Genomic DNA, 26,947 nt, shown 5'->3' with positions numbered 1-26,947 from the left:
AATGTGTGATAGCGCCTCTGACAGCAGAGGTGCTTTTTGTTGAAACAAACACATTAATCTTGTTCATCGTGGAACATATCTTGTAGGTTTTGCTTGGGAGGGCATAGAATGATTTTATCTTTAGACCAAGGTACTACCAGCTCACGAGCCATATTGTTCGATACGGAGGCTAAATGGGTCTCACAAGGTCAATATGATGTTAAGCAATCCTTCCCCCATCCAGGCTGGGTAGAGCATGACCCTGAGCAAATCTGGGAGTCACAGCTCGCAGCGGCAAGAGACGCGATTGCGCGGGGTGGCATAGCGGTTGAGGAGATCTCTGCCATCGGAATAACCAATCAGAGAGAAACGGCTTTAATCTGGGATAAAACAACGGGCAAACCGATATACCCTGCGATCGTGTGGCAGGACAGGCGTACTGCAGAGCAATGTGAAGAACTTAAAAGTAAAGGGCTGGAGCAAGTTATTGCGAGCAAGACGGGCCTTGTTGTAGATGCTTATTTCTCAGCTACCAAAATCTCCTGGATACTGGATCACGTGGATGGTGCCCGAGAGCGGGCGAATCGAGGGGAGCTTCTGGCAGGTACGATCGACAGCTGGCTAATTTGGAGACTTACTTGCGGAGCCGTACATGTCACTGATGTTACCAATGCCTCACGTACGATGCTGTTCAATCTTCATGAACGGTGCTGGGATGAAGAGCTAATGCAAGAGCTTCGTATTCCGCGTACCATTCTGCCAGAAGTAAGAATGTCTGGCGGCGAATTTGGAATAGCAGACAAACAGTGGTTTGGGGCGGATATTCCAATTCGCTCTGTACTTGGAGATCAACAGGCCGCATTGTTTGGACATACTTGTCTAGAACCCGGCAGTGCCAAAAACACCTATGGTACAGGCTGCTTTATTCTAATGAACACAGGCACAGAAGCTGTAGCCTCCAGCCATGGCTTGTTGACCACTGTAGCTTGGGGTATGGGAGATGAACTCTATTATGCTCTCGAGGGCAGTGTGTTCGTGGCCGGAGCGGCCGTTCAGTGGCTGCAGGAGGGGCTTGGTCTTATAGAGGAGCCATCAGGCTCAGAAGATAAAGCACGGGAAGTAGAGGACAGTGAAGGGGTTATCGTTGTGCCTGCGTTTACCGGACTGGGGGCACCCTATTGGGATATGTATGCCCGTGGAGCCATATTTGGCCTTACTAGAGGCACTACCTCAGGACATCTGGTACGAGCTACATTGGAGTCCTTAGCCTTTCAATCTAGAGATGTAATAGGAGCTATGGAAAAAGACGCAGGCATGCCATTGACCGGCCTTCGTGTGGATGGCGGAGCTGTGCGTAACGATTTGCTGATGCAGTTCCAGTCTGATATCCTGGGCAGTGAGGTTACTAGAACCACATATGCGGAGACAACAGCGCTAGGTGCAGCGCTTCTGGCCGGGTTAACGTCCGGAGTCTGGACACGTGCCCAGCTAGAGAGCTTCAACAAGGCTGAGAGGGTCTTCTCGCCTGAGATGGGTATTACTGAGCGGGAAGGTCGTTACAACGCCTGGAAGGACGCTGTAGCGCGTACCATGGGTTGGGAGAAGCATGAAGGATATCAGTGATAAAGGGGCTGTATATGTCTATGGTTAACGGAAACGAATCTGATCTGCCGGGCGGACTATCTAAGCCGGCGCTTCGAGCCCTGCATGGGGCTGGATATGTTCAGCTTCAACAATTCAGCAAGCTTACGGAGGCAGAGCTTCTGCAGCTACATGGATTGGGGCCAAAGGCGATCGTTCTACTGCGGAGTGCTCTCGCGGAAAAGGGGCTCACCTTTGCAAGTAAGTCCTGATGTTGCGTTCATATTTATAACAAAAAGCGGCAAGCTTAGGTGAATCCCTAGCTTGCCGCTTTTTGTTATATAGCTCCTAATATTCAATAACAAATGCTACATTTTGCCAACCGGCGCCCACTGTCCAGAACAGGACTTTATCACCACGTTCGATCTTTCCAGTAGTTACAGCTTTATGTAGAGCAATAAATGGGCTGCTGGTAGAGGTATATCCGAATTCATCCCCTATGTATACCGCTACATTGCGATCAATACCGACTTTCTCACACATCTCTAAGATATTAGGCAATGAAAACTGTGAGAAGCAGGCTGCTTTAATGGCTTCAGGCGCGATATTGTTGTTAGACAGTAGAGTACGAATAGACTCAGAAGCAGCATCTATGCAAATGGAATCATCAAAAGGAATAAACTTCACATTAAACTCTCCAGCCGCTACACCTTGTTTACCCAGTTTAGCCAGGCCTGCGCACGGGAACTTGGATTTATCGCAAACACAAGGATCCGTTTGGTAGATAGAGTCAATGAAACCGACTACATCCTCAGCTTGTTCAAGAATGACTGCCGCCGCTGCATCACCGAAGTTAGCGTAGTAGACTGGATCATTCTTATCGGCATGAGGGGTAACATAATCGGAGCCGATTACCAACGCTCGTTTAATCCTAGGATTCGCTTGCATCTGACGGCTAACCTGTTCCACTGAAGCCGTCATACCCGCACAATTAGCATTGCTGTCAATGCAGATCGTATGGGATGCGCCTTTGATCAAACGGTGAATCATTAATGAGTTGGTAGGAAAGATATACTCAGGAGTTTGACTTGCATAGGCAATAAGGTCGATATCGGCACCTGTGAGACCACTTTTCTCCAGAACATTCCGGGCAGCCTCAAAAGCCATCGTAAGGGAATTCTCCTCCGCATCCTTAATACTATACCGTGTAATACGACCTAATGCGGATAATAGACCTCGAATATCAATGCCTTTTTCGTCAAAATGCTTAATGAAAAAGTCGTTACCAACTATATTGCTGGGATGATAGATATCAATGCCTTTAATACGAATTCCGGTCATAATACGCCTCCAGGAAAGCAGTAAAATGTGGCCTACATATTAAGATTAAAAGATCTAGACTGTAACCGCAGAAATGATCTCGATGTTATCGAGTCCAGCTTTACGGCCAAGACGGGAAAGCTGCATTTTGAGGATCGGGTTATTTTCAAGCGTTAGATTTACTTTTACAAAACCATCATTCTTAAACATTACAAAGCAGCTTTCTAAAAGAGGTACCACATCTGGTGCAGTTACATTTAGCTTTCTGCAGTCGATTTTTAGTTCATAGTCAGCTGGAGTAATTGGATTGATAGTTTGTTGATAAGCTTGAATAGATTTTAGACCATCTTCTTCAGAAAATGTTCCATCCAACTCAATGTTAATAACCTTGTTTGCAGTGTCTGTCTTCAAAATGAAACTTCCCATGCCTAAATCTCTCCCATAGATTGAATTTGTCCAAAACAGTTCGACTGCAATATCCAGCCCTTTATATATCCACTTAGCTGTTTTATAAAAGTCAAAATTCGACACTATACAGCAAGTATTGGGATATTCCGACTCTATTATAGGCATATTTTTCAAGTGCATGCAATAATAAAGTCGAATTTTGTATATTGTTGTCGAACTGTTGGGTTATTGGATTTCTTCTATGGTTGCAAGCAGGATATTAAAAGCTGTGATGATTCTAGGTGCCCCTATAACGGGTACTAAGTGTAATAGAATGCCTTTAAGCTGTTCTACGGTGACTCCAACACGAAGGGCCATAACATAATGAACACCCAGCTGTTCGAATTGACCCATTGAAATTAAAGATGAAATGACTGCAATTTCCTTCCAGTCAGGGGCTATAGTATTACGTTGAAAAATATCGCCATAGGCATTCCCCATAATAAATTCAGCCAAGTCAGGGAAGTGGTCTTTAATTGGAGCTAGTGCTTTTGCGCCATAGTCTCCTGATAGATTCGTGAAGTGGTTGAGACCACTGTTGATATTTTCCTTCATGGTTAGCCTCCTAGTTTAGGTTCAAAGTACGGTGTGCAGTCGGAGGGACTTCATCACGGTCTGTTAGTAGTTCAATAACGGCAACATGGTTTAGAGCTACCGCATCTTTAATTGCAGCTGTGAATTCATCCGCAGTCTCACATTTGTAGCCTTTAGCACCTAGAGATTCAGCGAATTTCACGGCGTCCATTGGTACTTCATATAGAGTTCCATCGATACGACCTGTGGTTTTCTCCATACCCTTAAGAGCCATATCTAGTTGCTTATTATTGACCACGATAAAGATGACAGGGATATCTTTGCAGACAGCGGTGTTAATCTCAGCGCCGAGCATCATGAAACAACCATCACCTGTAATGCAGAGGACAGTTTCTTCAGGAGCTGCAACTTTTGCACCAATAGCCATGCCGATCGAATTACCCATGCAAGCAAAATAAGCATCAAAAACAAAGCTGCCCGGTTTCTTAACCTTGTACCATTTTGCAGCGTGGAATCCATGGCTTCCATCATCAACGAAAATTGAATTATTATAAGGGATCAAATCACTTAAAGTGCTCATTACTGAAGCCAGTGAAAGATTCTTGAGGGTTGGAAGCTCTTCTGAATAATCAGCATCGGCCAAAGCCTCACGTTTGGTGATTGTGCTGGGGTCAATATGATTTAGGCAGTGCACCAAATTATCGCGCAGGTCCCCAGTGACCGGTATCGTTTTGGACAATAGGATTTTTCCGACAAAGGTTGGATCAATATCAAATTGAATTAAAGTTGCTGGATGATTCTCCCGTTTAAGATTACAGATGGTCATATCACTTAAACGTGATCCAAGCACTATAAACAGATCGCTTTTATTCAATAAATCATCCCCGTGGGTCGAACCGCCAACGCCAATAGGACCATGATAGAGCGGGTGATCCCAGACTATAGCCCCTTTTCCACCAGGAGATGTTACTACAGGAATATTAAAAGTTTCTGCGAGTTGAACAAGCTCTTTATGTGCTCCGGAGCGGTTAATTCCTTTACCCGCAATAATCAAAGGATTCTTAGCAGCTTGAATAGCATCGATGACTCTATCGATATTTGCTTGACTAATTAGAGACTCTCTTTCAGGGATTACAATATTGCATTCTTCCAATACTTCAGTTTGTACATCAAAAGGAATACAAAGATGAACAGGACCCCGTTTGGCCAGGGCCACAGAAATCGCATGATTAAAAATAGTACCAAAGTGATCCCCACGTTCAACCAATTTACTGAACAAGGTGGCAGGTCTGAACATATCAGCTAAATCAGCCAGAAAAGAGGTGGAGTCCTGACATTGAGGAATTCCAAGCTCTGTAATGGATTGGTGGCCAGTAATAAACAGGACAGGTAGGTTGTTAGCTTTCGCATGAGCTGCTGCTGTGAGCAGGTTAGTTCCACCAGGACCAGAAGTACCAAATGCTACGCCTAGGTTACCCGTTTTCAGCGCATACCCTGCTGCTTCGAATCCGGAGCTTGCTTCATGTCTACCGGGAATAAATTCAATACCGTAATCGACCATCTTTAGAACTATTGGACAAATCGATTTGCCAATGATCCCAAAAGAATGGGTGACTCCTAGGTTACGTAGTGCTTCCGCCATGTAATCTGCGACTGTCTTCAAAAGAAACACCTCACAAGTTTTTTGATATATATTAGTTATTAATCTACCGAATAGATACGATAGATCAATATACTCAAAAAGTAAAAACCTGTGCTCTATAGTAAGCACAGGTTGGTGGCATAAGGCGCCGCTAAGACTGAACAATAGTTCAGCCGTCCTGGTTCCTCTGCAACCTGGCAATCATGGCCTCAAACGAAAAAATGAGGCTGTAGATCCATGGTTTTGCGTCATCCTCTTTCGAGGATTTTGCCAATATTAATTTATAGTTGATAAGAATAATTTTCCTTTACAATATATTCCTCATTAATTTTTGTCAACATAATCCGCTAAAAAAACTCGAAATTTGACGAAAGTCTTGTCCAAGAGATGAAGTTTTGCCTCGCGAAAAAAACTGCCACCTAAGACTCAGCTTAGGTGGCAGTTGATAGTTTTGAACTAGAATTTAAAGATATGAATGGTTTTTTGCAGATTAAATACGGCCTGGGTCATTTTTTCCGTTTCTTCTGCAACAGACTGCAGGGCATTAATCTGTTCATTCATAGCCGCCGATACCTCTTCAGTGCCTGCAGCGGTTTCTTCGGTGATTGCTGAGATATTCTCAATTGCACTGGAAATTTTCAAGGCACTTTCTAGCATAAGATCACTCTCCGCAGAGAATGAAGAGATTTGCTCGGTAATGTACTGCACGCTTTGTACAATTTGTGCGAAAATATGGGCAGATTGAGTGATCATTTCATTCTGAACCTGCACAACCTCTTCATTGATGGCGATATTATCGATGGCTTGTTTAATATCTGACTCAATGCTGCGGACCAAACCGAATACTTCTTTTGTGGAAGCCGTAGATTCCTCAGCAAGCTTGCGAACCTCTTGAGCGACAACGGCAAAACCCCGACCATGCTCTCCGGCACGAGCAGCTTCGATGGAGGCATTGAGTGACAGCAGGTTGGTCTGCTCAGCGATCTCTGTGATGGTCTTGGTGATCATCGTAATCCCGCGGGCATTTTGTGAGAGAGCTTCAATAGTATCAGCCACTTTTTGTGTAGCCTCTATGTTTTTACGCATGCCTTCAGCCTGTGTATCTACGGATTGGCGCCCTTGCTCAACAAGTTCTAAGGTATGTATTGAACGTCTGTTCATTTCTTTGGTGGAGTTCGTATAATTGGATACTTTGGTCTCAATGTCTTTAATGGATTCTGTCATATCAGCGATATCCGTAGATATTTCATTTGCACCAAGAGCGAGCTCGGTAGAAGAAGAGGCTACTTGTGCCATAACAATTTTCAGGTTCTGGTTCTTATCTTCGATTCCGCGGCTTGCATCCATTACTTGACGGGTGATCTGCGATGCATCGGTCAGAATCTTCTTGAGCTTATCAATCATTGTGTTAAAGGAGCGGCTTACGTCACCCATTGAACCATTTTCGTCCGCTCTGCTAGTGAAATCCCCCTTCGAAATACTGTGAGATACATTAGCAATATCATCAAAAGATGATGTAAGCGTTCTCTCCACGAAGCGAGCAACAGGTAAAGTCAGACCTGCAAGAACAACTACTAGTATAATTCCTACGAGAAATTGACCTAGAATCATTAACGTAACTAAGACAGGAATAGCAAACAGTGCGGCAACGAGGTAACATCCGGCAACAATTCTTTGTTTTAACGGAAGTTTGTGCATCCAGCTCATTGGTAAAATGTCCCCCTTATTAAATTTTATGTAATGGTGTTATTATAGGGGATTTATAGGTCATTGGTCTATAGAGAAGTGTCATAAATCTTCTTTAAGTAGTAGATATTTAGAATTCATGTCAAAATTCCTCATATATTGTGGAAATTGTTTTAATAGCAGACTTTACCATCCCTACTAGTTCGGTAGGAGCTAAAACAATAACTGAAGGAGAAAAAGAGAGTACGATACGACAGGCAGATTCTATAGTATTAAACTCGGCCTCTACGTTCATCCACCCAGTATTAGCAGAGGGTTCTACTAAAGTTATAGTTACATATCTTTCACGTTGTAATTCTTTAAGAATAGACTCATTCACCTTTAATTTCACTACATATTTTGGCAGAGCTGCTTTAAAAGCTAAAGTCGACTGTTCCCAGTAGCTTTTTAAATCAAAAGTCTCAGGTCTGACAAATGATTCATTAGTTGCTTCAGCTTGTATTAATCTTGACACGCGAAAAGTCCGCATTTCACCCTCGGTTCGTGCCACTACATACCAAACTCCACGTTTTGCGACTAACCCAAGAGGTTCAATAAAACGTTCCTTCGTCTCGTCATTCCATGGGTAAGTGATCTTTACTTTACGATCTTCCCAAACAGCTTCCTGCAGGATAGATAGGAACGGATAGGTCTCGTCGGAAGGGTGCCAGCTGGCACCATCAATATGGATGCGCTGGCTTAGGTAACTGGCTGGATTATTCGTCCTAGATGGCGAAGCAGCCTCCAGCTTGAGTACGGCAGAAGAAAAGTCGTTTTGTATACCCAGATCTTTTAAAATCGAGGAGTCTGCGGACAGCAGCAGAGTAGCAATCTCTGAGGGCTTCATACCCGTTAACGAGGTTCGGTATCCTTCCGTGAGCATCCAGCCCCCTTCGCGTCCCCGTTCGGCAAGAATCGGTATTCCTGCTGTACATAAGGCTTCCATATCTCTAAACACAGTTCGTTCAGACACTTCTAAGGTCTGGGCTAGCTCACGGGACGTCATCTTTCCACGATTTTGCAGCAAAAGTAAGATGGATAACAAACGATCGGCTCTCATTAAGGGAACATTCCTCCTCCTAATAAATGTTAGTCAGTTCTTAATTAATTATTATATTATATATGTCAGTTGATGTCATATTAAAGAATTATACTTATATAAGGTAAGGATTAAATACAGAACATTTAGAGAAAAACAAGTGTAGAAAGGATTGAGAACATGACTTTAAAAGGAAAAGTAGCATTGGTCACCGGGGGCAGCAGAGGTGCTGGTAGAGGAATTGCATTGGAGTTGGCAAGGAAAGGTGCATTCGTTTATATTACGGGCAGAACGACAGAGGCTTCTGGCACAGAGCATAGCAAGCGGAGCATTGATAACGTACTTAGGGAAATAAAAGCAGAGGGAGGGTCCGGCAGCGCCATACGATGTGATCATACAAAAGATCAGGAGACAGAGGCAGTCATTCGCCAGATTGCTTCAGAGCAAGGGCGGCTTGATGTTTTAGTCAATAATGTATGGGGCGGGAATGACTTGCCTATTGAGCAGAAGTCTTTTTGGGAGCTTCCTACAGCGCACTGGGATAATATGTTTAATGCGGGTGTGAGGGCACAATTGGTAACAAATTATTTCGCAATACCTTTAATGCGCGAGGCAAAAGCTGGCGGTCTAATCATCCATACAACCTTTTGGGATCATTACAAATATCTAGGAAACTTCTATTATGATCTTTCTAAAAATACACTTGTGCGCATGGCCTACGGGTTATCGAATGAGCTTAAAGAGGACAACATTGCAGTTATTCCGCTCACTCCGGGCTGGATGAGGACAGAGGCGGTGCTGGAGAGCATGAACACGGATGAGGAGCATTGGCATGAGGTTGAAGAATTGCAGATGACTGAATCCACAACCTATATCGGTAGAGCAGCCGCTGCTCTCGCAACCGATCCTGAGGTTATGTCTATGACCGGTCAACCGCAGCAGGTTGCTAAGCTGGCTGAAAAGTATGGATTTACCGACATCGATGGGCGGACTGTTCCCGCATTCTTAGTCTAAACAGCAAACTTGATCTGTTTGATCCCATTTCTGTGTACGAAGCAGTAAAGGACAGAGCTGATCTTAAATGCAGCATTTTCGTATATTTAGGACGCTATCGGTCCCCATAGACGCTATTGATAGGCAAAACACCTGATTTAGCTCTCTTTTTGAGGAATAGCGGCACTGGAGTCCGAAACACTGCTTCAAAGGTGAAGTTATTGCTTATAAGGCCATCTGGGTCCGTAAGTCTCCAGGGGAACTCGATTCGGTGTTGTAAATGAAGCCGAAATAGGTCGACGATCAACAACAAAAGCAGCGAAACTCCTATAAGGGGAGAGTCGCTGCTCTGTTGTTTGATTTCTATCTTATTGCTTACAGAAGAATGATTTCTTCGGCAGTGTTGATTTCTGGCAGGCCAGCAAGCTTCACAAGCACATGAGTAGGTACAGCTTTATCAACGGTCAGCAGCATGATTGCTTCGCCACCAACGATTTTACGTCCCACTTGCATGGAGGCGATATTGACATCATTTTCACCCAGCAAAGTGCCCACAAGTCCGATAATCCCTGGTTTGTCGTTATGGGATACGACGATTTGATGTCCTTCAGGAGCGATATCAACTGGGAACTTGTTCACTTGAACAATTCTTTCTCCATAACCTTGCAGCAATGTTCCGGCTACGAGACGTTCTTGGTCGTGATCTGTTTTAAGGGTCACGGTAATCAGATTAGTGAACCCTTTAGTTTTGGAAGCTTTAGTTATTACTACATTAACGTCGCGTGTTTTTGCCAAGTGCATGGAGTTAACGATGTTAACATCCTCAGCGAAGTGGCGGGAGAGCACGCCTTTCACAATATAGCGAGTAAGTGGTTGGGTATCGACATCTGACAGATCACCCGCATACTCAACATGGATTTCACGAATAGCACTATCTGTAATTTGGGTAACAAAGCTGCCCAGCTTCTCACCAAGTGTGAAGTAAGGCTGGAGTTTGTTCATTACGCTTGGAGCAACTGGAGGAATATTTACAGCATTGATGAACGGTTCATTACGCAGAATATGCAGTACTTGTTCCGATACATCGATCGCTACATTCTCCTGAGCTTCAATTGTAGAAGCGCCCAAGTGAGGAGTCACGATAATTTTTGGATGCGACAAGAATGGGTGATCTGCTTGTGGCGGCTCTTTTTCGAATACGTCAAATGCAGCGCCAGCAACAATACCGCTATCAATAGCTTCTACTAACGCCATTTCATCAATTACACCACCACGGGCACAGTTGATGATGCGCATTCCCTTTTTCATCACTTCAAATTGCGGGCGGGAAATCATATGGCGTGTTTCCGGTGTAAGTGGAGTGTGTACAGTAATGAAGTCTGCTCCGCGGACTACATCGTCAACGGAAGCTAATTTTACTTCCAGTTTCTCAGCACGCTCAGCAGTTAAGAAAGGATCAAAAGCAAGGATTTCCATGCCGAAAGCTTTGGCACGTTTAGCCACTTCGCTACCGATTCTGCCCATTCCCAGTACACCTAAAGTTTTGCCGCGAAGCTCTACACCCACGAAGGTTTTTCTATCCCAGGTTCCACCAATTGTTTTTGCATAAGCTTGTGGAATGTGACGGGCCAGTGCCATCATCATTGCAAAAGCATGCTCACAAGTTGTAATGGTATTTCCATCAGGAGCGTTGATAACAACAACCCCACGTTGAGTAGCAGCTTCCAGCTTGATATTATCTACACCCACACCTGCACGACCAATGACCTTTAAGTTTTTTCCAGCTTCGATAATTTTTTCAGTTACTGTAGTTTGACTGCGGACGAGTAGACTATCATATTCACCGATGATTGCAACGAGCTCATCTTCACTGAGACCTGTTTTTTTGTCTACAACTACATCTGTTGCGTCCATCAATTGCTGAATGCCCAAATCACTGATTGGATCCGATACTAATACTTTAAACATGGTTTCTTATCCCCCTTAAAGTTGAAAAGCTTTATATGTCGAGGACGCCCTGATGGGCAGTCCACAATACCAGAAGATTCACGAACTAGTAGAGAAAAACATGTAATAATAGTAGATCAACGCGGTGTCGCACAAAAGAAACAGCGTGCAAGAGTACCGCGAAATCGGTAACTTTGGGCATAAGGTAGTATTTATGGGGGATTAGGGAATTAAAAAAACTCCCAACCCCATACTACTGCCGTAGTAAGGGACGAGAGTTATCTTCGTGGTACCACCCTAATTCACTGCAACTTGGAAGAAGCAGCCTCATTGGCCTGCATAGGCCACACTGTTAACGGAGTTGATCCGATTGTACCTACTTTAAGGTTCGATACAATATCTCAGGAGCGCTAAAGATAGCTGTTCGTCACCGGTTTGCACCAACCACCGGCTCTCTGAAGACTTCCAGGATCTTTGTTCCATCATCGGTTTTGAATGATTAATTTTTTCATAATGTAACACGGTATGCAAGTTGTGTCAATAGGCTTTACAAGTAGCGTTTCTTGAAGTGAACTTCATTTTTCGTTATGATTCAATAACTGGTTCTATTCAAAAAAGAACGGAAGCTGAGGTAGTGTCTCCCTGTTATAATACTGTTCCCGCCATTTTATAAAATCCTGTTCCTGCACAGCACCTGTAGAAATCAACAAGGTTACTGAGGACTGGATATCCGAAAGATTTAATGAGTTTGCAGTGCCTGAGTAAATCATATCGTCTATTTTAGCAGTGATGTCCTGAGGATCATAACCTGCAAAAATTCCGCGATTCAACATCATGTCAGCGATAGAAGCATTCTTCAAAAGAAGGGGCATTTTTTTCCACTGAATGAAAGACATCGTTTTTAGTTCGCCAGGTGCAGAAGGTATTTTCTGGTTTGTCTTAGAGCCCCATTTTAGCATAGAATCATAGAAGTTCTTTTGTGCTAACAGACCGTACTTCACGGCGCCAGTTGTAAATTCATCATTTTTCAATAACTTTGCGGTCTCTGCACCAGATGCACTAGTAGAGACTTTGCCGGAGGCTTTAGAAAATAAAGTTAAGCTTTTGAGTACATTGACCTGTGACTGATGTAATAGAGGAGAGTTAGTGAAAATAGAATCTTGATTAACTCTCTCATATTGCTGGTCTGCTAGAATACTTAGATTCTTCATTACTGCCGCATTCATACGAGCATCTGTGCTGCGCGCTAACTTATCTACTTGAATGTTCCAATTCCGCTTGAATTCCCGATAGGGCAAAAATACGTTATGATAGAAAGTAACCAGATCCTGCTGTTGATAAGAGCCCGTGAATTCTACTAAACCATTCATACTTGATTGATTGTCATATTTGGCTTCAGTTTTGTCTGCGCCAACCTTGACGCCAGTAAAAAATGCGGCGAAGGCGCAAACTAGGAAAAACAAAAAAACTAGCGTGTATAACATTTGATTGCGGGACTTACGTTTGCTCATAATAAATGCTCCTTTTTCTGGGGGGATTATCCTATGTATTATGTATTGATAGCAACACTATGGACGGTTTCTCTCTCGGAGCTGCCCGAAAAAAATAAAGAACAGGCAGGTCACGATGAAAAAATTCAAATTTGGCGAGATTAAGGTTAAAAAGGTAGAACCAGGCCAGTTGACAGACCGTCTTCTGCTGCTCAATCTCTATATCACTCAGGGGCTCACATTAATTATCGGTTTGATATGGATATTATTTCAGAAAAGAAATCCTTTTCAGCTATTAATTATTCCAGAAAAAGTACATTTTGTGGCATGGGGCCTCGGACTTGCTGCTGCAATGCTAATTGTTGACTATTTATTGACACATATTGTCCCTGAGGAAAGCATGGATGATGGTGGAATAAACGACCTTTTATTTCGAAATCGCCCTGTGTGGCATATTATCGTCATAGCAGCAATTGTATCGGTATGTGAGGAGCTCTTATTCCGCGGTGCCATCCAATATTCCATTGGCCCTTATTGGACGAGTATAGTATTTGCTCTTATTCATGTCCGTTATTTACGTCACTTTGTACCTACCGGCTGGGTGTTCTTAAGCAGTTATGGTCTTGGATATATTTACATTCAATCGGGCAGCCTCTGGGCCCCTATACTATGTCACTTCTTCATCGACCTGATCTCAGGTCTGGTGATCCGCTATAGGAGGGAATCATGAGTGAGGAATTAAGCCGGGTAAAGTCTCGACAAAAACAACACAAAAGTGAAAGCAAACATCCTGGCAAAAGTAAAAAAGAGAAGCGGACTTCGGAGGCTGTAAAAAAGGCTACTCCTGAAAAGAAGTCTGCTCCTATAAAGAAAAATGCTACCGCTCGGGTCTCTACGGCAACTTTATCAAGAAAAGCTCGCCGCCCAGCAGGTTCTGCAAAGCGCTCTTCCACAGGAAGTAAAGAGAAGGATGAAGAATCTGTTCCTTCTCGTGCAGATACTTATTCTTCAGAAAAAGTTCGTCTAAGCAAGATGTTTGTGAACTCTTTGATTTTTATCTTTGTTATTTTGCTAATAGGGCTGCTTTGGTGGGGAATTGAAGGAGCGCCTCCGCTGAGTACATTATGGTGAGTACATGGGCATGGGGAGTGGTCTTGGCCATTCTATTGATAGCTGCGGCTGTTGTCATAATCATGATGATCAACGCGTTTAGAAACAGAATTATTACCGAGGAAATAATGCTAGATTCGCTACCTGAAGAGTTCGATGGATTTCGTATCTTGTTTATAACAGATATCCATCGCCGCCGCCTTCCGTCCTCGCTTCTGATGCCATTAAAGGGTGGAGTAGATGTTGTCTTTCTGGGAGGAGATCTAACGGAAAAAGATAGCCCTTTAAATCGTCTTGTCGATAATATGACTCTAGTTACTTCTATTGCATCTACCTATGTAGTGCATGGAAATCATGATTATCGGGCTAATATTACAAGGGTGGATGAGATTATTCAGGACAGTGGTGCAAAACTGTTAATGGATGAAAATGTGGCTTTTGAACGTGAGGGAGCTAAACTTTGGTTAACCGGAATTGATTTTCCGAAAAATGGGGGCAAAACTCCATACCGTCCTTTTCCGCAATTAACCACAAACACTTCTGCTGAAGATACCTGTCGTATAATTCTTGTACATGATCCGCTTTGGTTGTCCAAGCGCCAAAGTGTGCCAGCGGACCTGATTCTGGCAGGTCATACGCATGGGGGCCAGGTGATCCTTCCGTTTGTGGGTCAAAGACATGTTGAGCATTTCTATCATAAATATGACGCTGGAAAGTTTAGTTGGCCAAGAGGTGACGGTTCCGCAAAAAATGCGCTGCTGCTGATCAGCAGAGGGTTTGGAACAGCACATCTGCCAATTCGCTGGGGCAGTCCTGCTGAAATGCATGTGCTGACACTGCGTAAATCAACCCAATAGTGCTTACTCTTTCCAGTAAGAAAAATAGGTAGCGTAAAAAAGGGGGGTCCAAAGCCATACAAATGGCTTTTGGAACCCCCTTCTATTTTTCGTTTGATTTGATCAACGCATTTTTAGCTCAATGCTGCGCGGATCAACAAAGCTATATCCTTTGCCCTCAAGTGTAGTGAGCAGGGTATCCAGACCTTCAACGGTCCATGGTAGCTCATGCATCAGGATATTACTGCCAGAATGCAGCTGATCGGTAACATTGCTGATCAATTTTTCTGTCTTACCCGTTTCTTTTTCTTTCATTTCCCAGTCAAGAGAGCCTACAGACCAGGTCATGTATAACATTCCATTCTCGGCAGCGACCTTCTTGCCAACATCCCCGCCAGCACCATGTGGCGGACGGAAAAAGTGAGGAGCTTCTCCCAGCGTTTCTTTGACAATATTTTGAACATCTTCGATTTGCTTTTTAACCTCAGTATAGGACTTGTCTTTCAATACAATATGATCCCAGCTGTGGTTGCCGATAATTCCACCGCGGTTATGTATTAACTCCAGAAGCTCAGGATGCTCCTTAACACGATAACCATTCACGAAAAAGATGGCTTTAGCTTGATGTTTGTCCAGAACATCCATCAAAGGGTTAATCATTGCCGCATCTTTAGGACCGTCGTCAAAGGTGAGCAAAACCACTTTTTTATTTGTAGCTTCCTCATTAGGGACGATATCGTAATTTTTGTTCATATGGTACAGCAGTGGAATTTCAGCGGATGCTTCGCCCTTACTGGCTGTACTATTTCCTGTAGTACCTCCATCTGCTGTTGCTTCAGGGGTAGGACTGGCTGTTGCTTCAGGTGATGGCGCCGTAGTTTCTGCGCTTTGTGTAGCTGCCGCCGTGGGCGGATTGTTTGAGGCATTTGTTTCCTTAGCTGTATTTCCATTTGCACCGCTGTTGCCACAGGCAGTAAGCAACAAGGTAGCCAATAGGAGCACTGATGTCATTTTACCCACTTTTTTCAACTCGCTTTCTTGTTATTAGGTTGTATGAGCCGGAATCTTTCCGCGAACACTAAACATGATTTTACCATACAAGGAGGCTGGAAATATGAATACTTCGTCATTTTTATGCGGGGTGCTGATGGGCGCCGCAGCCAGTATGATTATGTCCAAAAAGCGGAATTCTTTAATGTCTTCGCTAGGGCAATCGGGTGGTTCCATGAGTGGAGCTGCAGATAAAGCAAAAGAAAAAATAATCGGTATGGCCACGACTGGTTTTGGTAACACTGCTGTTTCAAGCAGTAATGCTCAAAGTAACGGTTCAAGTAGCGGAACCACTGAGCATAAGACTGAATTACCAGTGAAGTCGAAGGAATCCAATCTTAAATTGTTAAAGGAATTCATTCGCAGCAATCCTGAAGTGAAGAGCGAAGTAGAGCAGATTCTTAAAGAAACGCATACAACCATACCGGGATTGTAACCGTAAAGGACTCCATCAGAATCATTTTGGGGATGAAATATTCCGCAGAATGATTCTTTTTTATTATTCAGGGCTCTGAAAATGGTTTATTCAATAGAGAGGATTTTATATATTTATTTACGTGCATTTATCTCGGCAAAATGATAACATACTTACATAGTAACCATTTTTGGCTCATTACTCGGGACTCATCATACATTATAATAAATGAGCTTGCAAAAGGAGGATCCTGTCATGAGAATAGAGCGATTAAGTCAAGATAAGATACGGATTTTCCTCACTTTTGACGACCTGAGCGAGCGGGGCATCCAGAAGGAAGACATGTGGCAGGAAGTTCCTAAGGTTCATGACCTGTTTACGGAGATGATGGATCAAGCATATAGTGAACTAGGTTTTGATGCCACGGGTCCGCTTGCCGTAGAAGTTTTCGCATTGCCCGCGCAAGGTATGGTCGTTATAGTGACCCGAGGAAAATATGATCACCATCAGTACGGTGCGTCCGGGGAAGAAGAATTGCCAGAAGAGATTTATGAAATGGAAGTTACTCTTGAACAAAGCGACTCCATTGTATATGCATTCCGCGATTTCGAGGTTCTGGTTGAAGCGGCCCATGTGCTCATCGGTAATATTACTTCCCAGGGGAAACTGTATTCTTATAACAATAAATGGTATCTGTATTTCGATCCAAAGGAATTTGAAGAAACGGCGTTGTCAGGTCTTGTTGGCGTACTAGCTGAGTTTGGAGATTCCTCACCGGTCACAGAAGCTGTTCTCGATGAATATGGGAAAACAGTGATGCCGGAGAATGCGGTCCAGTTATTGTGCACTCATTTTAAGCGTCAGGAGTAATTAGGCAAGATCTAGGGGCTGATGACCATTGTTTAGGCCGATCAGCCCTAGTCTTGTTGTTGGTGATATGTCGGTCATTCTTGTATCAAAGTTATCATCTACCTTGCTGTGTAACGGCAGTAATAGGGTTTAGGGGTGTAGGGAGGTTATTCGGTGCTCGTGTTATCGGTTATTTCGTCGGCAGTGGCGCCGGGACTTGCTCTGTTGACCTTTTTTTATCTGAAAGACAAGTATGATCAAGAACCGCTTCATGTAGTCATTAAAGTATTCTTGCTCGGCCTTCTGATTGTGTTTCCTGTCATGATCATTCAGAGAGGGCTGATGCTGGGACTAAATGGCGGTCCGTATGTGGAGTCGTTTCTCATATCCGCTGGCGTGGAAGAATGTCTAAAGTGGTTTGTGCTTTACCATATGATTTACAATCATACCGAATTTGACGAGCCATATGATGGGATACTATACGCTGTGGCGATTTCGCTCGGCTTCGCAACAATAGAAAATGTAATGTACGCTTGGTATAGCAACGCTTCAATCGGATCAATGTTTCTGAGAGCACTTCTTCCGGTTTCTGGACACGCTATGTTTGGTGTGATCATGGGCTACCATATGGGGAGGGCGAAGTTCTCAAAAGGTGTTAAGACCCGGAGAATTCTGGTTTTTTCGCTACTGTTGCCATGGATGTGGCATGGGATATATGACTTTATTTTGAGTACGACAGCTAACTATTGGATATGGTTTATTGTGCCTCTGATGGCTATCCTATGGTATGGAGGTATGGGAAAGGTAGCTAGGGCCAACAGCCGTTCTCCTTTCCGCTTTCTGAAACGTGAAGAAGAGGTTAACCTATAATCGAGATGGACACACTTATATTCGAAGGGCAGTTCCTAGTAAGGAATTCCAGAGAGGAGAGAGGTGTCTTTTTTTGCGTATAAAAGTACGTATCGTTTGCAAACAGTGCGGTGAGACCTACATATTAAGAGGGATTAAAGAGCATGGTATCATTCAAACCGGCTTTAAACAATGCCTTTGCAGTAATAGCAGTGGCTTTGAGATTGAAGAAAGAGCATGAGCGGACGTTATAGTCACATGGTGTAGCAACTTCAGTGCATAAGACTCCTAGTTTATTGTCAAACTAACGCCAATAAGCTATCGAAAGGAGTCTTGTAGCCCTATGTACAAAAGATTAAGTGCTGTAATGTTCCCGCTGACCGCGCTGCTGCTGATTGGTGCGCTTGTGTGGGGTTATCAGGAGAACCAGGAGAAGAATTCAATACTAATTAAGGCGGAAAACCAATATCAACGCGCCTTTCACGATTTGTCCTATCATGTGGACCGTCTTCATGGTGAGCTTGGAAATACGCTTGCGGTTAATTCTGCTTCTAACGGGATGCACCGCAAAGGACTCGTCAATGTGTGGCGGATGACCAGTGAGGCCCAAAATGAGATTAATCAGCTGCCGCTGACCTTGCTGCCATTTAGCAAAACAGAGGAGTTTCTGTCCAAAATCTCCAACTTTTCTTATAAAGCCGGGATTCGTGACTTCACTAAAAAACCTCTGACAGATGGAGAATTGAGTAATCTAAAAGCATTATATAAGAACTCGGGAGAAATCTCTAAGGATTTGCAAGAGGTACAGAATAAAGTCATTGGCAACCGGCTGCGCTGGATGGATGTTGAAACGGCATTGGCAACAGAAAATAAAGCGGAGGACAACACGATTATTGACGGTTTCAAAACGGTGGATAAACGTGTTGGCGCATACCCTGAGCTAGACTGGGGCCCTTCAGTAGCAAGCATCTACGATAAACGTTCCGTCAAAATGCTCGGAGGTAACCCCGTGACTGCCGGAGACATCAAACGTAAGGCATTGAAGTTCGCGGATGCGGGCTCCAACGCTAAAGTCGATGTTAAAGAAAATGGGAAGAACACCGAATGGCCATCCTATACGGCAACAGTTAGTGGTTCGAATGAGAAGCACACCATCAGTATGGATTTCACAAAAAATGGCGGATTGCTGATCTCTTATTATGATAACCGTGAGATTGGACCTGCCAAGGTATCTATTAAAGAAGCAGTTACCAAAGCCGAGAAGTTTCTTGAGAAAAAAGGATATCCCCATATGACTGCAGTCAGCGCTGATCGTTATGATAATATCGGGAATTTGACCTTTGTGACCAAACAGAATGATGTATTGATTTATCCTGAAAAAATGACTATTCGTATGGGGCTGGATACAGGTGATACCATCGGTTTTGAGGCCAGCGAATATGTTAAAGAGCATAAGGACAACCGTCAGCTTCCAAAACCAAAGCTTACTCTTGCTGAGGCGAGAAAATTTCTGAATTCTGATTTCAAGGAGCAATACAATCGCTTGTCCTGGATTAAAAATGATGATTCCGTCGAGGTCTTGACTTACGAGTTCGGTGGAGGAGTCAATGGCTCAAAGTATCGTATTTATATTAACGCTGAGGATGGAATTGAAGAGTCTGTGGAAGAAATCAGACCTTCTTCGGGGTCTGAGGCAAAATAAAAGGGAGGGCGCATCCAGCAGTTGGGTGCGTCCCTTTTTTTTGCAATATCTATAAAATATATCTGACTGGCTGATATTCCCATGCTATAATCAGGCTTAGTGATAATTACTAAACTGATGTGGCGGTGACATCTTTGTATCCTAAAATTAACGAATATCTATACATACAGGTTGCTTCCAGTGACGCTGCTGAAGCAGAAGTTGAATATAGATCAAGAATTGCAGAGACGGAAGAAGACGCATTTCTGATTGAAATTCCTATGCAGGAGAGCAATGGTCGTCTAAAAAGGCTCTTTATGGGGGACGAGCTTTCGGTCTATTTTTTAACTGAGGGTGGCATTAAAAATTACTTTAATACTTATGTGCTGGGCTTTAAAGAAGATGTAATTCGTATGGTCCGGATTCAAAAGCCAGAGACAGATTCAATATTTAAGATCCAGAGAAGAAGCTTTTTTCGAGTGAATGCTGATCTAGAGCTTGCTGTGAAGGATAGCCTTGGCAAACGGTTCCTGGTTCGTACAGATGATATTGGTGGTGGAGGAATCTCCTTTTTGGTGGATAACCAGGTTAAGCTGGAGGTTGGTAATAAATTGTCCTGCTGGGTACTGGTGCCTTATCGAAACGGAAGCACGGAGCATGTCAATTTTGAAGGTGAAGTAGTGCGCATTAAAAAGCTTGAGAATGGACGTCTTTTAGCCATGTTGAAATTTGTCGCTATTTCAGATTTGGAACGCCAGAAAATTATCCGTTATTGCTTCGAACGTCAGTTTGATTTCCGCAACAGATAAGCATTTTTAACAGCTCTATTAAGCTGTCTGATTTTGCACTGAAGTATAAACTGTGGTATAATTTTATAAGTCGCAGGCAATGCCTGCTTTTTTCTTGATAATATCATCAAGCATAACAATTTATGTGTGCTCCTTGATATTGCAGGAATAGTTTTCGTAACGCTAGATGTTTTTTTTATGAAAGAGTGTTTGAGGAGGAATGCCCCGTTGGATAGGCAGGGTACACATACTTATGACAGAATAAACGTCGCCATCGACGGACCTGCCGGGGCAGGCAAGAGCACTGTAGCCCGATTGGTAGCCCAGAAGTTGTCTTATATCTATGTCGATACTGGTGCAATGTACCGGGCAATCACCTGGTATATGATCCAAGAAGGCATTGAACCGGAAGATCAGCAGCGAGTGAACGAGAAGGTTCGCGACATGGTGATTGAACTTATTCCGGAACGAGACATTCAGAAGGTGCTGATTAATGGGGAAGACGTGACCCCACATATTCGGAGCCTTCAGGTTAGCGGCCTTGTGTCGCAGTATGCGAAGATCGAGGATGTAAGATCCAGACTGAGTCAATTGCAGCGTCAGATGGCGCTTCGCAAAGGCGTGGTAATGGATGGCCGCGATATCGGTACAACCGTGCTGCCGGATGCCGAGGTAAAGATTTTTATGACGGCAAGTGTGGAAGAACGAGCTCTCCGTCGTTATAAGGAACTGAGAGACGCGGAATCGGTGACGCTTCAGCAGCTTGAACACGATATTGCAAAGCGGGACCGTCTGGATGAAGGACGGGAGATTTCACCGCTGCGCCGTGCAGAGGATGCTATTCTTCTGGATACGACCTTAATGAATATCGATCAAGTTGTGGAGGCCATTGTATCCCACTGTAGATCTCATGTTGACGGGGAGAGAAATCATTTATGATTTATGCAATTTGTGTTGGATTGCTTCGCTTGATTTACGCAATCCTTTTCCCGCTTAAGATTGTGGGGAAAGAAAATGTGCCAAAGGAGGGCGGGGTACTGCTCTGCGCTAACCACATTAGTCTGCTTGATCCAATGACTATTGGAATTAAGCTGGACCGTCAGGTAAAGTATATGGCTAAGGCTGAACTGTTTGAGGTTCCGGTGCTTGGCTGGCTTATTAATAAATTGGGTGCTTTTCCGGTGAAACGTGGCGGCGTAAGCAAAGAATCCATAAAAACGGCCCTTAACACACTTCGTAATGGTAATGTCATGGGTATCTTCCCGGAGGGTACGCGTAACTCTGATGCCGGAGTGGCCAAGAAGGGTGCTGCTAGCTTTGCACTTCGAAGTGGCGCAGCAGTTATTCCAGCGGCTATTATTGGCCAGTATAAACCCTTTCGACGCATGGTCGTTGTCTACGGTGCTCCTGTAGACCTTAGTCAATTTGCCGGTGCGGGGAGCGAATCTCTCGAGGCTGTTACCGATGTCATTATGGATCGCATCCGTGAGATGAAAGAGACAGGTAAACCAAGTGCTAGTTAAGGGATGAGCAGAACAATAAATTTTGCTCAATGTTTTGATTAAATAACGGCATAGCCGCTATTTTTTGGAACATACTATCATCAAGTGTAAGTGGCAATATCAAGCATTGCTTGTTTTGAACTCTGCTATACGCAGGTTTAAATAAATGGGGTTTTGAATCGAGGAGGCTAATCACATGTCTGAAGAAATTAAAAATCAGGAAGCTGCGGAAAAGAATGAATCCGTAGAAGCGGTGGATTCCGCTGTGACAGAAAATAACGGAGCTGTAGAAGAAGTTGCTGCCGTTAACGAAGAAGAAGTGACTAACCAAGCTGACTTGGAAATCATTTCTCTGAAAAAAGGCGATACCGTGAAAGGAACAATCGTCAAAATCGAAGATAACCAAGCTTATGTAAGCATTGGATATAAATACGACGGTGTGATCCCAATTCGCGAATTGTCCGCTGTACAACTGGACAACGCTGCTGCAGCAGTAGAAGTTGGACAGGAAGTAGAATGTAAAGTTGTCAGCATCAACGACAACAAGGAAAGCCTTGTTCTTTCCAAACGTGCAGTTGATAGTGAAAAATCATGGGAAGATCTTGAGAAATACTTCGCTTCCCAAGAAGCTTTCGAAGTTACAGTGGCTGACGTTGTTAAAGGCGGTCTAGTAGCTGATGTTGGAGCTCGTGGATTTATTCCAGCTTCCATGGTAGAGCGTCATTTCGTTGAAGATTTCAGCGATTACAAAGGCCGTACCTTGCGTGTTAAAGTGAAAGAACTTGACCGTGAGAACAGCAAAGTAATCTTGTCTGCTAAAGAAGTTCTTGAAGAAGAATTCGAAGCTAACAAGCTGAAAATTATGGCTGAGCTATCTGAAGGCCAAATCATCGAAGGTACAGTACAACGTCTGACTCAATTCGGCGCATTTGTTGATGTGGGCGGAGTTGACGGTCTTGTACACGTATCTGAAATCGCTTGGAGTCACGTAGAGAAACCTTCTGATGTAGTATCTGAAGGTGATAAAGTACGTGTTAAAGTATTGAAGGTTGATCCTGAAAAAGGCAAAATCAGCCTGAGCATCAAAGCTGCTGCTCCAGGTCCTTGGGACTCTGCTGCTGGCGAAATCAACATCGGTGATGTTGTAACAGGCGTTGTAAAACGTCTTGTGAACTTCGGAGCGTTCGTAGAATTGCTTCCGGGTGTGGAAGGTCTTGTGCACATCTCACAAATCTCCCACAAACACATCGCTACTCCACACGAAGTATTGAAAGAAGGACAAGAAGTTCAAGTGAAAGTTCTGGACTTCAATCCATCCGAGAAACGTGTTAGCCTGAGCATCAAAGAAACTGAAGAAGCTCCAGCTCCATCTGCTAGACCTGAACGCAGCAATAGCAGAGACAGAGCTCCTAAAGAAGTTCTGAACAACCCTAACGTTTCCCTTAGCAACGAAGGCCTTAGCTTTACGCTTGCTGAACGTTTTGGTGATAAGCTGGACAAATTTAAGGGTAATAACTAATCCCTAAACGAGCTTTTGAATATACGGGTAAAGTAATCGGCGAGCCCTCGATACGGGGGTTCGCCGATTGTCTTTTTTTCGGAACCGGCAGGATTGATGAGAGTTAACATGATTGTTAGCCAATTTAAATGTTTTTTGCTATGATGAGTAACGTAAGGATGACAGGAGGAATGAATATGGCAAGACCCGTTGTGGCAATCGTTGGGAGGCCTAACGTCGGGAAATCGACGATATTTAATCGGCTGATTGGCGATAGATTAGCCATTGTAGAAGATAAACCGGGGATTACACGTGACCGGATTTATGGTATTTCAGATTGGAACGGTAAGTCGTTCAGTGTGATTGATACCGGAGGTATTGAAATTGATGGAGAAGACACAATTCTGAAATCAATCCGCGTTCAAGCGGAGCTGGCGATTGAAGAAGCGGATGTTATTGTATTTATGTGTGAGGCAAAGAGTGGTGTGACGAATTCAGATGAAGAGGTAGCTCAGATTCTGTTCCGTTCAGGTAAACCGGTCGTTCTTGCCATCAACAAAGTGGATAATATGAAGCGTGCGGATGATATTTATGAGTTCTATAGCCTTGGTTTTGGCGATCCAATCGGAATTTCTGGTAGTCACGGAACCGGACTCGGCGATTTGCTAGATGCTGTAGTTGAGCGCCTACCTGAGAAAATAGATGATGAATACGATGAGGATGTCATTCGTGTAGCTTTGATTGGCCGTCCGAATGTAGGGAAATCCTCTTTGGTCAACGCGATTTTGGGCGAAGAACGTGTTATCGTCAGTGATATTGCAGGGACAACAAGAGATGCTATCGATACTCCTTTTGAACGTGATGGGCAACGTTATGTGCTTATCGATACGGCAGGTATGCGTAAAAAAGGCAAGGTATACGAGAACATTGAGAAATACAGTGTTATGCGTGCTATGCGTGCGATTGAACGGGCTGATGTGGTCCTCGTTGTAATTAACGGCGAAGAGGGCATTATCGATCAGGACAAGCATATTGCTGGTTATGCACATGAAGCTGGTAAAGCATCTATTTTTGTTGTGAACAAATGGGATGCCATTGTGAAAGACGATAAGACTATGCAAAACTTTGAGACTAAGATACGTGACCATTTCTTGTTTATGAGTTACGCACCGGTTGTCTTTTTGTCGGCCTTAACCAAACAGCGTTTGCAAAAACTGCTGCCTGTTGTACAGCATGTATCTCAACAGCACGCACTGCGCATTACTACACATTTGGTGAACGACGTTGTATCTGATGCAATCGCGATTAACCCTCCACCAACTGACAAAGGCCGTCGCTTGCGTATTAACTACGTAACGCAGGTTGCGGTGAAGCCGCCTACGATTGTGGTGTTCGTGAATGATCCATCGCTGATGCACTTCTCCTATGAACGTTATCTGGAGAATAAAATTCGCGCAGCGTTTAATTTCGAAGGAACACCAATCCGTCTCTTTACACGGCGCAAATCCGAAAACGAAGGTTAGGGGAGAAGAAGTGTGGCGCTTGAACTTCTGGTTATCGTTGTAAGCTATTTGCTTGGTTCTGTCAGCTTTAGTGTACTGCTTGCAAAGTTGCTAAAGGGAATTGATATCCGTCAATACGGAAGCGGAAATGCGGGGGCTACCAATACACTGCGTGTATTGGGTAAAGGTCCTGCAATATTAGTGCTGTTGCTGGATGTGCTGAAAGGGGTTGCCGCTGTATGGTTAGGAACCTGGGTCGGCGGATGGGGAACCTGGGTTCCGGCTCTTTGCGGAATCGCTGCCATCATCGGACATAATTGGCCGCTCTATTTTCGTTTTCGTGGGGGGAAAGGCATTGCTACTACGATCGGTGTTATGGCTACGCTTTGTTTATGGCCAGCGCTGCTCGCCGGTATCATCGCCATCCTGTCTATCTTTATCACACGTTACGTGTCCCTTGGCTCATTAATTTTTGTAGCACTGACACCAGTGGCTTTATTGTTGACAGGATTTACACAACCTGTGCTCTGGACCAGTATTATTATTGCGGTCTTCGCCTTCTGGCGGCACCGGACGAATATTGTAAAGATCGTAGAAGGCCGTGAGAACAAGATAGGCTCAAAAGTTAAAGGAGGGAATCGTGTTGTCTGATAAAGTTACCGTACTTGTAGCGGGGAGCTGGGGAACTGCGCTGGCTAGTGTGCTGGCTGCAAACCACTCGGAAGTTTATCTGTGGACACGCAACTCTGATCAAGCTGCCGAGATCAATGGCTCTCATACGAATAATAAGTATCTGCCTGGCATCGCTCTGCCAGCTAACATTATTGCAACTACGGATATGGAAACGGCAGTGTCCGGTTCTAAGGCGGTTGTAATTGTGGCTCCGTCTTCAGGAATGCGGCAGGTTGCTCGCAGTCTGAAGCCATTCTGGAAGGATGACATGTTATGTGTCCATGCTACGAAGGGCTTTGAGTCGGAAAGCAATAAGCGGATGTCTATCGTAATTGCAGAGGAACTGGGCTGTGACGAAGGGCAGATCGTTGTGCTCTCCGGTCCAAGTCATGCAGAGGAAGTTGTACGTCTGTGCCCTACAACAGTTGTAGTTGCTTCACCTGATGACAAGCGTAGCGCCGAAGCGCAGGAATTGTTCATCAACAACGATTTCCGTGTATATACGAATCGTGATCAGGTTGGGGTAGAGCTTGCCGGTGCTCTTAAGAATATTATTGCCCTTGGTGCAGGCCTATCCGATGGCCTTGGATATGGGGACAATGCTAAAGCAGCGCTTTTAACCCGTGGACTCGCTGAGATCTCTCGGGTGGGAGTTGAGCTTGGAGCCAATCCTTTGACCTTTGCCGGACTTGCCGGAATTGGCGATCTTGTTGTGACAGCTACTAGTCAGCACAGCCGTAACTGGCGCGCTGGGTCCATGCTTGGTCAAGGTAAGCCGCTGGCCGAGGTGCTGGAATCCATGGGGATGGTAGTCGAAGGTATTCGTACTACCGAAGCAGCTTATGCAATTTCGCTCAAACTGGGTGTGCAGATGCCGATTACGGATCAGATTTATCATGTGCTCTTTCAAGGAAGAAGCCCACGCAGTGCGGTTGAAGCCTTGATGGGGCGTGATCGTAAACCTGAGCTTGAGTCGATCTCCCAGGAAACTTGGGAGCAGTGGCATTCCTGATCCTGTTCACCTTTTTCCGCAAATTCTCATATGTTGTAATGGGGATTGACGGAGGAGGGATGAAAAGTGAGCAGAGATTTTTCCAAGGATGCATTGAACGCCATTAACAAAAAGGCGGGCAAGAACATTACGGAAAGTGCCGTCAAAAAGCTAGCCAGTACGGTAAAGCCAGGAACTACGCAGAATGAAGCCCAGCTCCGCCAGTTAATTAAGCAGGTGTCATCAATGGCGAAAGTGCCGGTCAGTGAAGCTACTGTGCAGGAGATTATCAATGCCGTTAAAAAAGGCGGCGCAGGTTCCAGCACAATGGAGTCTTTAATGAAAATGATGCTTAAAAAATAGCTTTATGTTGGGTGAGCAAAAGAAAACGGATCAATGAATGATTCCGTCGTCTTTTGCTTTTTTTTTTATATTCCTGATAATTTTCACGAAGCATAGTTTATTTAAAATAATACATAAAAAATGATGTTTTTTTACAGAAAAGGA

At 44.1% G+C, this 26,947-nt stretch carries 27 protein-coding genes, 1 riboswitch and 1 other annotated feature; of the genes, 18 read left to right on the top strand and 9 right to left on the bottom strand.

The window, feature by feature from the left end:
- Window positions 1-108: 108 nt before the first annotated feature.
- Window positions 109-1,602, top strand: a complete 1,494-nt coding sequence (glpK, locus tag MKX34_RS21905; RefSeq protein WP_076297392.1) for a glycerol kinase GlpK — start codon at window positions 109-111, stop codon at window positions 1,600-1,602.
- A gap of 14 nt (window positions 1,603-1,616) precedes the next feature.
- Window positions 1,617-1,832: a DNA-binding protein gene (locus MKX34_RS21900; protein ID WP_081384042.1), complete on the top strand. Its 216-nt coding sequence runs from the start codon at window positions 1,617-1,619 to the stop codon at window positions 1,830-1,832.
- A gap of 76 nt (window positions 1,833-1,908) precedes the next feature.
- Here the strand turns inward: MKX34_RS21900 and MKX34_RS21895 are convergent, their stop codons facing one another.
- The 6 genes from MKX34_RS21895 to MKX34_RS21870 all read right to left on the bottom strand — a co-directional run bounded on the left by MKX34_RS21895 (window position 1,909) and on the right by MKX34_RS21870 (window position 8,288).
- Window positions 1,909-2,901, bottom strand: a complete 993-nt coding sequence (locus MKX34_RS21895) for a ketoacyl-ACP synthase III (protein ID WP_076147335.1) — start codon at window positions 2,899-2,901, stop codon at window positions 1,909-1,911.
- 54 nt (window positions 2,902-2,955) lie between these two features.
- Entirely contained in the window at window positions 2,956-3,411 is a 456-nt protein-coding gene (locus tag MKX34_RS21890) for a hypothetical protein (protein WP_256717952.1), read from the bottom strand.
- A gap of 102 nt (window positions 3,412-3,513) precedes the next feature.
- Window positions 3,514-3,882 (bottom strand): carboxymuconolactone decarboxylase family protein, encoded by a 369-nt coding sequence (locus tag MKX34_RS21885; RefSeq protein WP_036676184.1) that lies wholly within the window; start codon window positions 3,880-3,882, stop codon window positions 3,514-3,516.
- A gap of 10 nt (window positions 3,883-3,892) precedes the next feature.
- A complete protein-coding gene (locus MKX34_RS21880; RefSeq protein ID WP_094901695.1) occupies window positions 3,893-5,533 on the bottom strand; it encodes a thiamine pyrophosphate-binding protein in 1,641 nt (546 codons plus the stop codon).
- A 155-nt stretch (window positions 5,534-5,688) separates the two neighbouring features.
- Window positions 5,689-5,785: riboswitch (cyclic di-GMP riboswitch) on the bottom strand.
- 174 nt (window positions 5,786-5,959) lie between these two features.
- Window positions 5,960-7,210, bottom strand: coding sequence for a HAMP domain-containing methyl-accepting chemotaxis protein (locus MKX34_RS21875; RefSeq protein WP_036676188.1), 1,251 nt, complete (start codon window positions 7,208-7,210; stop codon window positions 5,960-5,962).
- A gap of 121 nt (window positions 7,211-7,331) precedes the next feature.
- Window positions 7,332-8,288: a YafY family protein gene (locus tag MKX34_RS21870; protein ID WP_076297393.1), complete on the bottom strand. Its 957-nt coding sequence runs from the start codon at window positions 8,286-8,288 to the stop codon at window positions 7,332-7,334.
- Between the two features lie 159 nt (window positions 8,289-8,447).
- Here MKX34_RS21870 and MKX34_RS21865 point away from each other — a divergent pair, with 159 nt between their 5' ends.
- Complete coding sequence (locus tag MKX34_RS21865; RefSeq protein ID WP_076297394.1) at window positions 8,448-9,281, top strand: SDR family NAD(P)-dependent oxidoreductase; 834 nt, start codon at window positions 8,448-8,450, stop codon at window positions 9,279-9,281.
- A gap of 354 nt (window positions 9,282-9,635) precedes the next feature.
- Here MKX34_RS21865 and serA read toward each other — a convergent pair whose 3' ends face one another.
- Together serA and MKX34_RS21855 are read right to left on the bottom strand one after the other, a co-directional pair.
- Window positions 9,636-11,228: a phosphoglycerate dehydrogenase gene (gene serA / locus MKX34_RS21860; protein ID WP_076297395.1), complete on the bottom strand. Its 1,593-nt coding sequence runs from the start codon at window positions 11,226-11,228 to the stop codon at window positions 9,636-9,638.
- 243 nt (window positions 11,229-11,471) lie between these two features.
- Window positions 11,472-11,702, bottom strand: a binding site (T-box leader).
- Between the two features lie 110 nt (window positions 11,703-11,812).
- On the bottom strand, window positions 11,813-12,718 hold the full coding sequence (locus MKX34_RS21855; protein ID WP_076101483.1) for a hypothetical protein: 906 nt from the start codon (window positions 12,716-12,718) through the stop codon (window positions 11,813-11,815).
- Between the two features lie 115 nt (window positions 12,719-12,833).
- Between MKX34_RS21855 and MKX34_RS21850 the strand changes: the two genes are divergently transcribed.
- The 3 genes from MKX34_RS21850 to MKX34_RS21840 are packed head-to-tail and all read left to right on the top strand — an operon-like array spanning window position 12,834 to window position 14,664.
- Window positions 12,834-13,427, top strand: a complete 594-nt coding sequence (locus MKX34_RS21850; protein WP_036676197.1) for a CPBP family intramembrane glutamic endopeptidase — start codon at window positions 12,834-12,836, stop codon at window positions 13,425-13,427.
- Window positions 13,424-13,828, top strand: coding sequence for a hypothetical protein (locus MKX34_RS21845; protein WP_076101482.1), 405 nt, complete (start codon window positions 13,424-13,426; stop codon window positions 13,826-13,828). Before MKX34_RS21850 ends, MKX34_RS21845 begins: the two co-directional genes overlap by 4 nt.
- Window positions 13,822-14,664 carry a metallophosphoesterase gene (locus MKX34_RS21840; RefSeq protein ID WP_076101480.1) on the top strand — a complete coding sequence of 281 codons (843 nt, stop codon included), beginning with the start codon at window positions 13,822-13,824 and terminating at the stop codon, window positions 14,662-14,664. The genes MKX34_RS21845 and MKX34_RS21840 overlap by 7 nt, the downstream gene beginning before the upstream one ends.
- A 102-nt stretch (window positions 14,665-14,766) precedes the next feature.
- Here MKX34_RS21840 and MKX34_RS21835 read toward each other — a convergent pair whose 3' ends face one another.
- Window positions 14,767-15,663: a polysaccharide deacetylase family protein gene (locus tag MKX34_RS21835; protein WP_076101548.1), complete on the bottom strand. Its 897-nt coding sequence runs from the start codon at window positions 15,661-15,663 to the stop codon at window positions 14,767-14,769.
- Window positions 15,664-15,757: 94 nt separating this feature from the next.
- Between MKX34_RS21835 and MKX34_RS21830 the strand changes: the two genes are divergently transcribed.
- The 12 genes from MKX34_RS21830 to MKX34_RS21775 all read left to right on the top strand — a co-directional run bounded on the left by MKX34_RS21830 (window position 15,758) and on the right by MKX34_RS21775 (window position 26,803).
- Window positions 15,758-16,129 (top strand): hypothetical protein, encoded by a 372-nt coding sequence (locus MKX34_RS21830; RefSeq protein ID WP_076297396.1) that lies wholly within the window; start codon window positions 15,758-15,760, stop codon window positions 16,127-16,129.
- 234 nt (window positions 16,130-16,363) lie between these two features.
- The gene (locus MKX34_RS21825; RefSeq protein WP_036676203.1) at window positions 16,364-16,978 is read left to right on the top strand and encodes a genetic competence negative regulator; all 615 of its coding nucleotides are present in this window, start codon (window positions 16,364-16,366) and stop codon (window positions 16,976-16,978) included.
- Window positions 16,979-17,131: 153 nt separating this feature from the next.
- Window positions 17,132-17,827, top strand: a complete 696-nt coding sequence (gene prsW, locus MKX34_RS21820) for a glutamic-type intramembrane protease PrsW (RefSeq protein WP_038572438.1) — start codon at window positions 17,132-17,134, stop codon at window positions 17,825-17,827.
- Between the two features lie 322 nt (window positions 17,828-18,149).
- Window positions 18,150-19,508 (top strand): germination protein YpeB, encoded by a 1,359-nt coding sequence (gene ypeB / locus MKX34_RS21815; RefSeq protein WP_076297397.1) that lies wholly within the window; start codon window positions 18,150-18,152, stop codon window positions 19,506-19,508.
- A gap of 134 nt (window positions 19,509-19,642) precedes the next feature.
- Window positions 19,643-20,296, top strand: coding sequence for a flagellar brake domain-containing protein (locus tag MKX34_RS21810; protein ID WP_036676209.1), 654 nt, complete (start codon window positions 19,643-19,645; stop codon window positions 20,294-20,296).
- Between the two features lie 207 nt (window positions 20,297-20,503).
- Window positions 20,504-21,214, top strand: coding sequence for a (d)CMP kinase (gene cmk / locus MKX34_RS21805; protein WP_254924541.1), 711 nt, complete (start codon window positions 20,504-20,506; stop codon window positions 21,212-21,214).
- Window positions 21,211-21,798 carry a lysophospholipid acyltransferase family protein gene (locus MKX34_RS21800; protein ID WP_036676211.1) on the top strand — a complete coding sequence of 196 codons (588 nt, stop codon included), beginning with the start codon at window positions 21,211-21,213 and terminating at the stop codon, window positions 21,796-21,798. Before cmk ends, MKX34_RS21800 begins: the two co-directional genes overlap by 4 nt.
- Window positions 21,799-21,973: 175 nt before the next feature.
- Window positions 21,974-23,296, top strand: coding sequence for a 30S ribosomal protein S1 (rpsA, locus tag MKX34_RS21795; RefSeq protein WP_170914203.1), 1,323 nt, complete (start codon window positions 21,974-21,976; stop codon window positions 23,294-23,296).
- A gap of 176 nt (window positions 23,297-23,472) precedes the next feature.
- Window positions 23,473-24,798, top strand: coding sequence for a ribosome biogenesis GTPase Der (der, locus tag MKX34_RS21790; protein WP_036676212.1), 1,326 nt, complete (start codon window positions 23,473-23,475; stop codon window positions 24,796-24,798).
- Window positions 24,799-24,810: 12 nt separating this feature from the next.
- Window positions 24,811-25,428, top strand: a complete 618-nt coding sequence (gene plsY, locus MKX34_RS21785; protein WP_036676213.1) for a glycerol-3-phosphate 1-O-acyltransferase PlsY — start codon at window positions 24,811-24,813, stop codon at window positions 25,426-25,428.
- Window positions 25,421-26,461 carry an NAD(P)H-dependent glycerol-3-phosphate dehydrogenase gene (locus tag MKX34_RS21780; RefSeq protein ID WP_036676214.1) on the top strand — a complete coding sequence of 347 codons (1,041 nt, stop codon included), beginning with the start codon at window positions 25,421-25,423 and terminating at the stop codon, window positions 26,459-26,461. The genes plsY and MKX34_RS21780 overlap by 8 nt, the downstream gene beginning before the upstream one ends.
- Window positions 26,462-26,527: 66 nt before the next feature.
- Complete coding sequence (locus MKX34_RS21775; RefSeq protein ID WP_038572437.1) at window positions 26,528-26,803, top strand: stage VI sporulation protein F; 276 nt, start codon at window positions 26,528-26,530, stop codon at window positions 26,801-26,803.
- Window positions 26,804-26,947: the final 144 nt, after the last annotated feature.

This window comes from Paenibacillus sp. FSL R5-0636 (genome assembly GCF_037974255.1).
Lineage (GTDB): Bacteria > Bacillota > Bacilli > Paenibacillales > Paenibacillaceae > Paenibacillus_AQ > Paenibacillus_AQ odorifer.
Note: the sequence above shows the minus strand (reverse complement) of the source record. Positions and strands in the feature narration are given on the sequence as shown.

What these genes read in the sequence shown, in the direction of transcription:
- rpsA (WP_170914203.1), top strand. Translation starts at nt 21,974, where the DNA reads ATGTCTGAAGAAATTAAAAATCAGGAAGCTGCGGAAAAGAATGAATCC.
- MKX34_RS21900 (WP_081384042.1), top strand. Translation starts at nt 1,617, where the DNA reads ATGTCTATGGTTAACGGAAACGAATCTGATCTGCCGGGCGGACTATCT.
- glpK (WP_076297392.1), top strand. Translation starts at nt 109, where the DNA reads ATGATTTTATCTTTAGACCAAGGTACTACCAGCTCACGAGCCATATTG.
- ypeB (WP_076297397.1), top strand. Translation starts at nt 18,150, where the DNA reads ATGTACAAAAGATTAAGTGCTGTAATGTTCCCGCTGACCGCGCTGCTG.
- MKX34_RS21855 (WP_076101483.1), bottom strand. Translation starts at nt 12,718, where the DNA reads ATGAGCAAACGTAAGTCCCGCAATCAAATGTTATACACGCTAGTTTTT.
- MKX34_RS21850 (WP_036676197.1), top strand. Translation starts at nt 12,834, where the DNA reads ATGAAAAAATTCAAATTTGGCGAGATTAAGGTTAAAAAGGTAGAACCA.
- MKX34_RS21825 (WP_036676203.1), top strand. Translation starts at nt 16,364, where the DNA reads ATGAGAATAGAGCGATTAAGTCAAGATAAGATACGGATTTTCCTCACT.
- MKX34_RS21865 (WP_076297394.1), top strand. Translation starts at nt 8,448, where the DNA reads ATGACTTTAAAAGGAAAAGTAGCATTGGTCACCGGGGGCAGCAGAGGT.
- MKX34_RS21875 (WP_036676188.1), bottom strand. Translation starts at nt 7,210, where the DNA reads ATGAGCTGGATGCACAAACTTCCGTTAAAACAAAGAATTGTTGCCGGA.
- MKX34_RS21800 (WP_036676211.1), top strand. Translation starts at nt 21,211, where the DNA reads ATGATTTATGCAATTTGTGTTGGATTGCTTCGCTTGATTTACGCAATC.
- MKX34_RS21830 (WP_076297396.1), top strand. Translation starts at nt 15,758, where the DNA reads ATGAATACTTCGTCATTTTTATGCGGGGTGCTGATGGGCGCCGCAGCC.
- MKX34_RS21845 (WP_076101482.1), top strand. Translation starts at nt 13,424, where the DNA reads ATGAGTGAGGAATTAAGCCGGGTAAAGTCTCGACAAAAACAACACAAA.
- der (WP_036676212.1), top strand. Translation starts at nt 23,473, where the DNA reads ATGGCAAGACCCGTTGTGGCAATCGTTGGGAGGCCTAACGTCGGGAAA.
- serA (WP_076297395.1), bottom strand. Translation starts at nt 11,228, where the DNA reads ATGTTTAAAGTATTAGTATCGGATCCAATCAGTGATTTGGGCATTCAG.
- MKX34_RS21885 (WP_036676184.1), bottom strand. Translation starts at nt 3,882, where the DNA reads ATGAAGGAAAATATCAACAGTGGTCTCAACCACTTCACGAATCTATCA.
- MKX34_RS21840 (WP_076101480.1), top strand. Translation starts at nt 13,822, where the DNA reads ATGGTGAGTACATGGGCATGGGGAGTGGTCTTGGCCATTCTATTGATA.
- MKX34_RS21870 (WP_076297393.1), bottom strand. Translation starts at nt 8,288, where the DNA reads ATGAGAGCCGATCGTTTGTTATCCATCTTACTTTTGCTGCAAAATCGT.
- MKX34_RS21895 (WP_076147335.1), bottom strand. Translation starts at nt 2,901, where the DNA reads ATGACCGGAATTCGTATTAAAGGCATTGATATCTATCATCCCAGCAAT.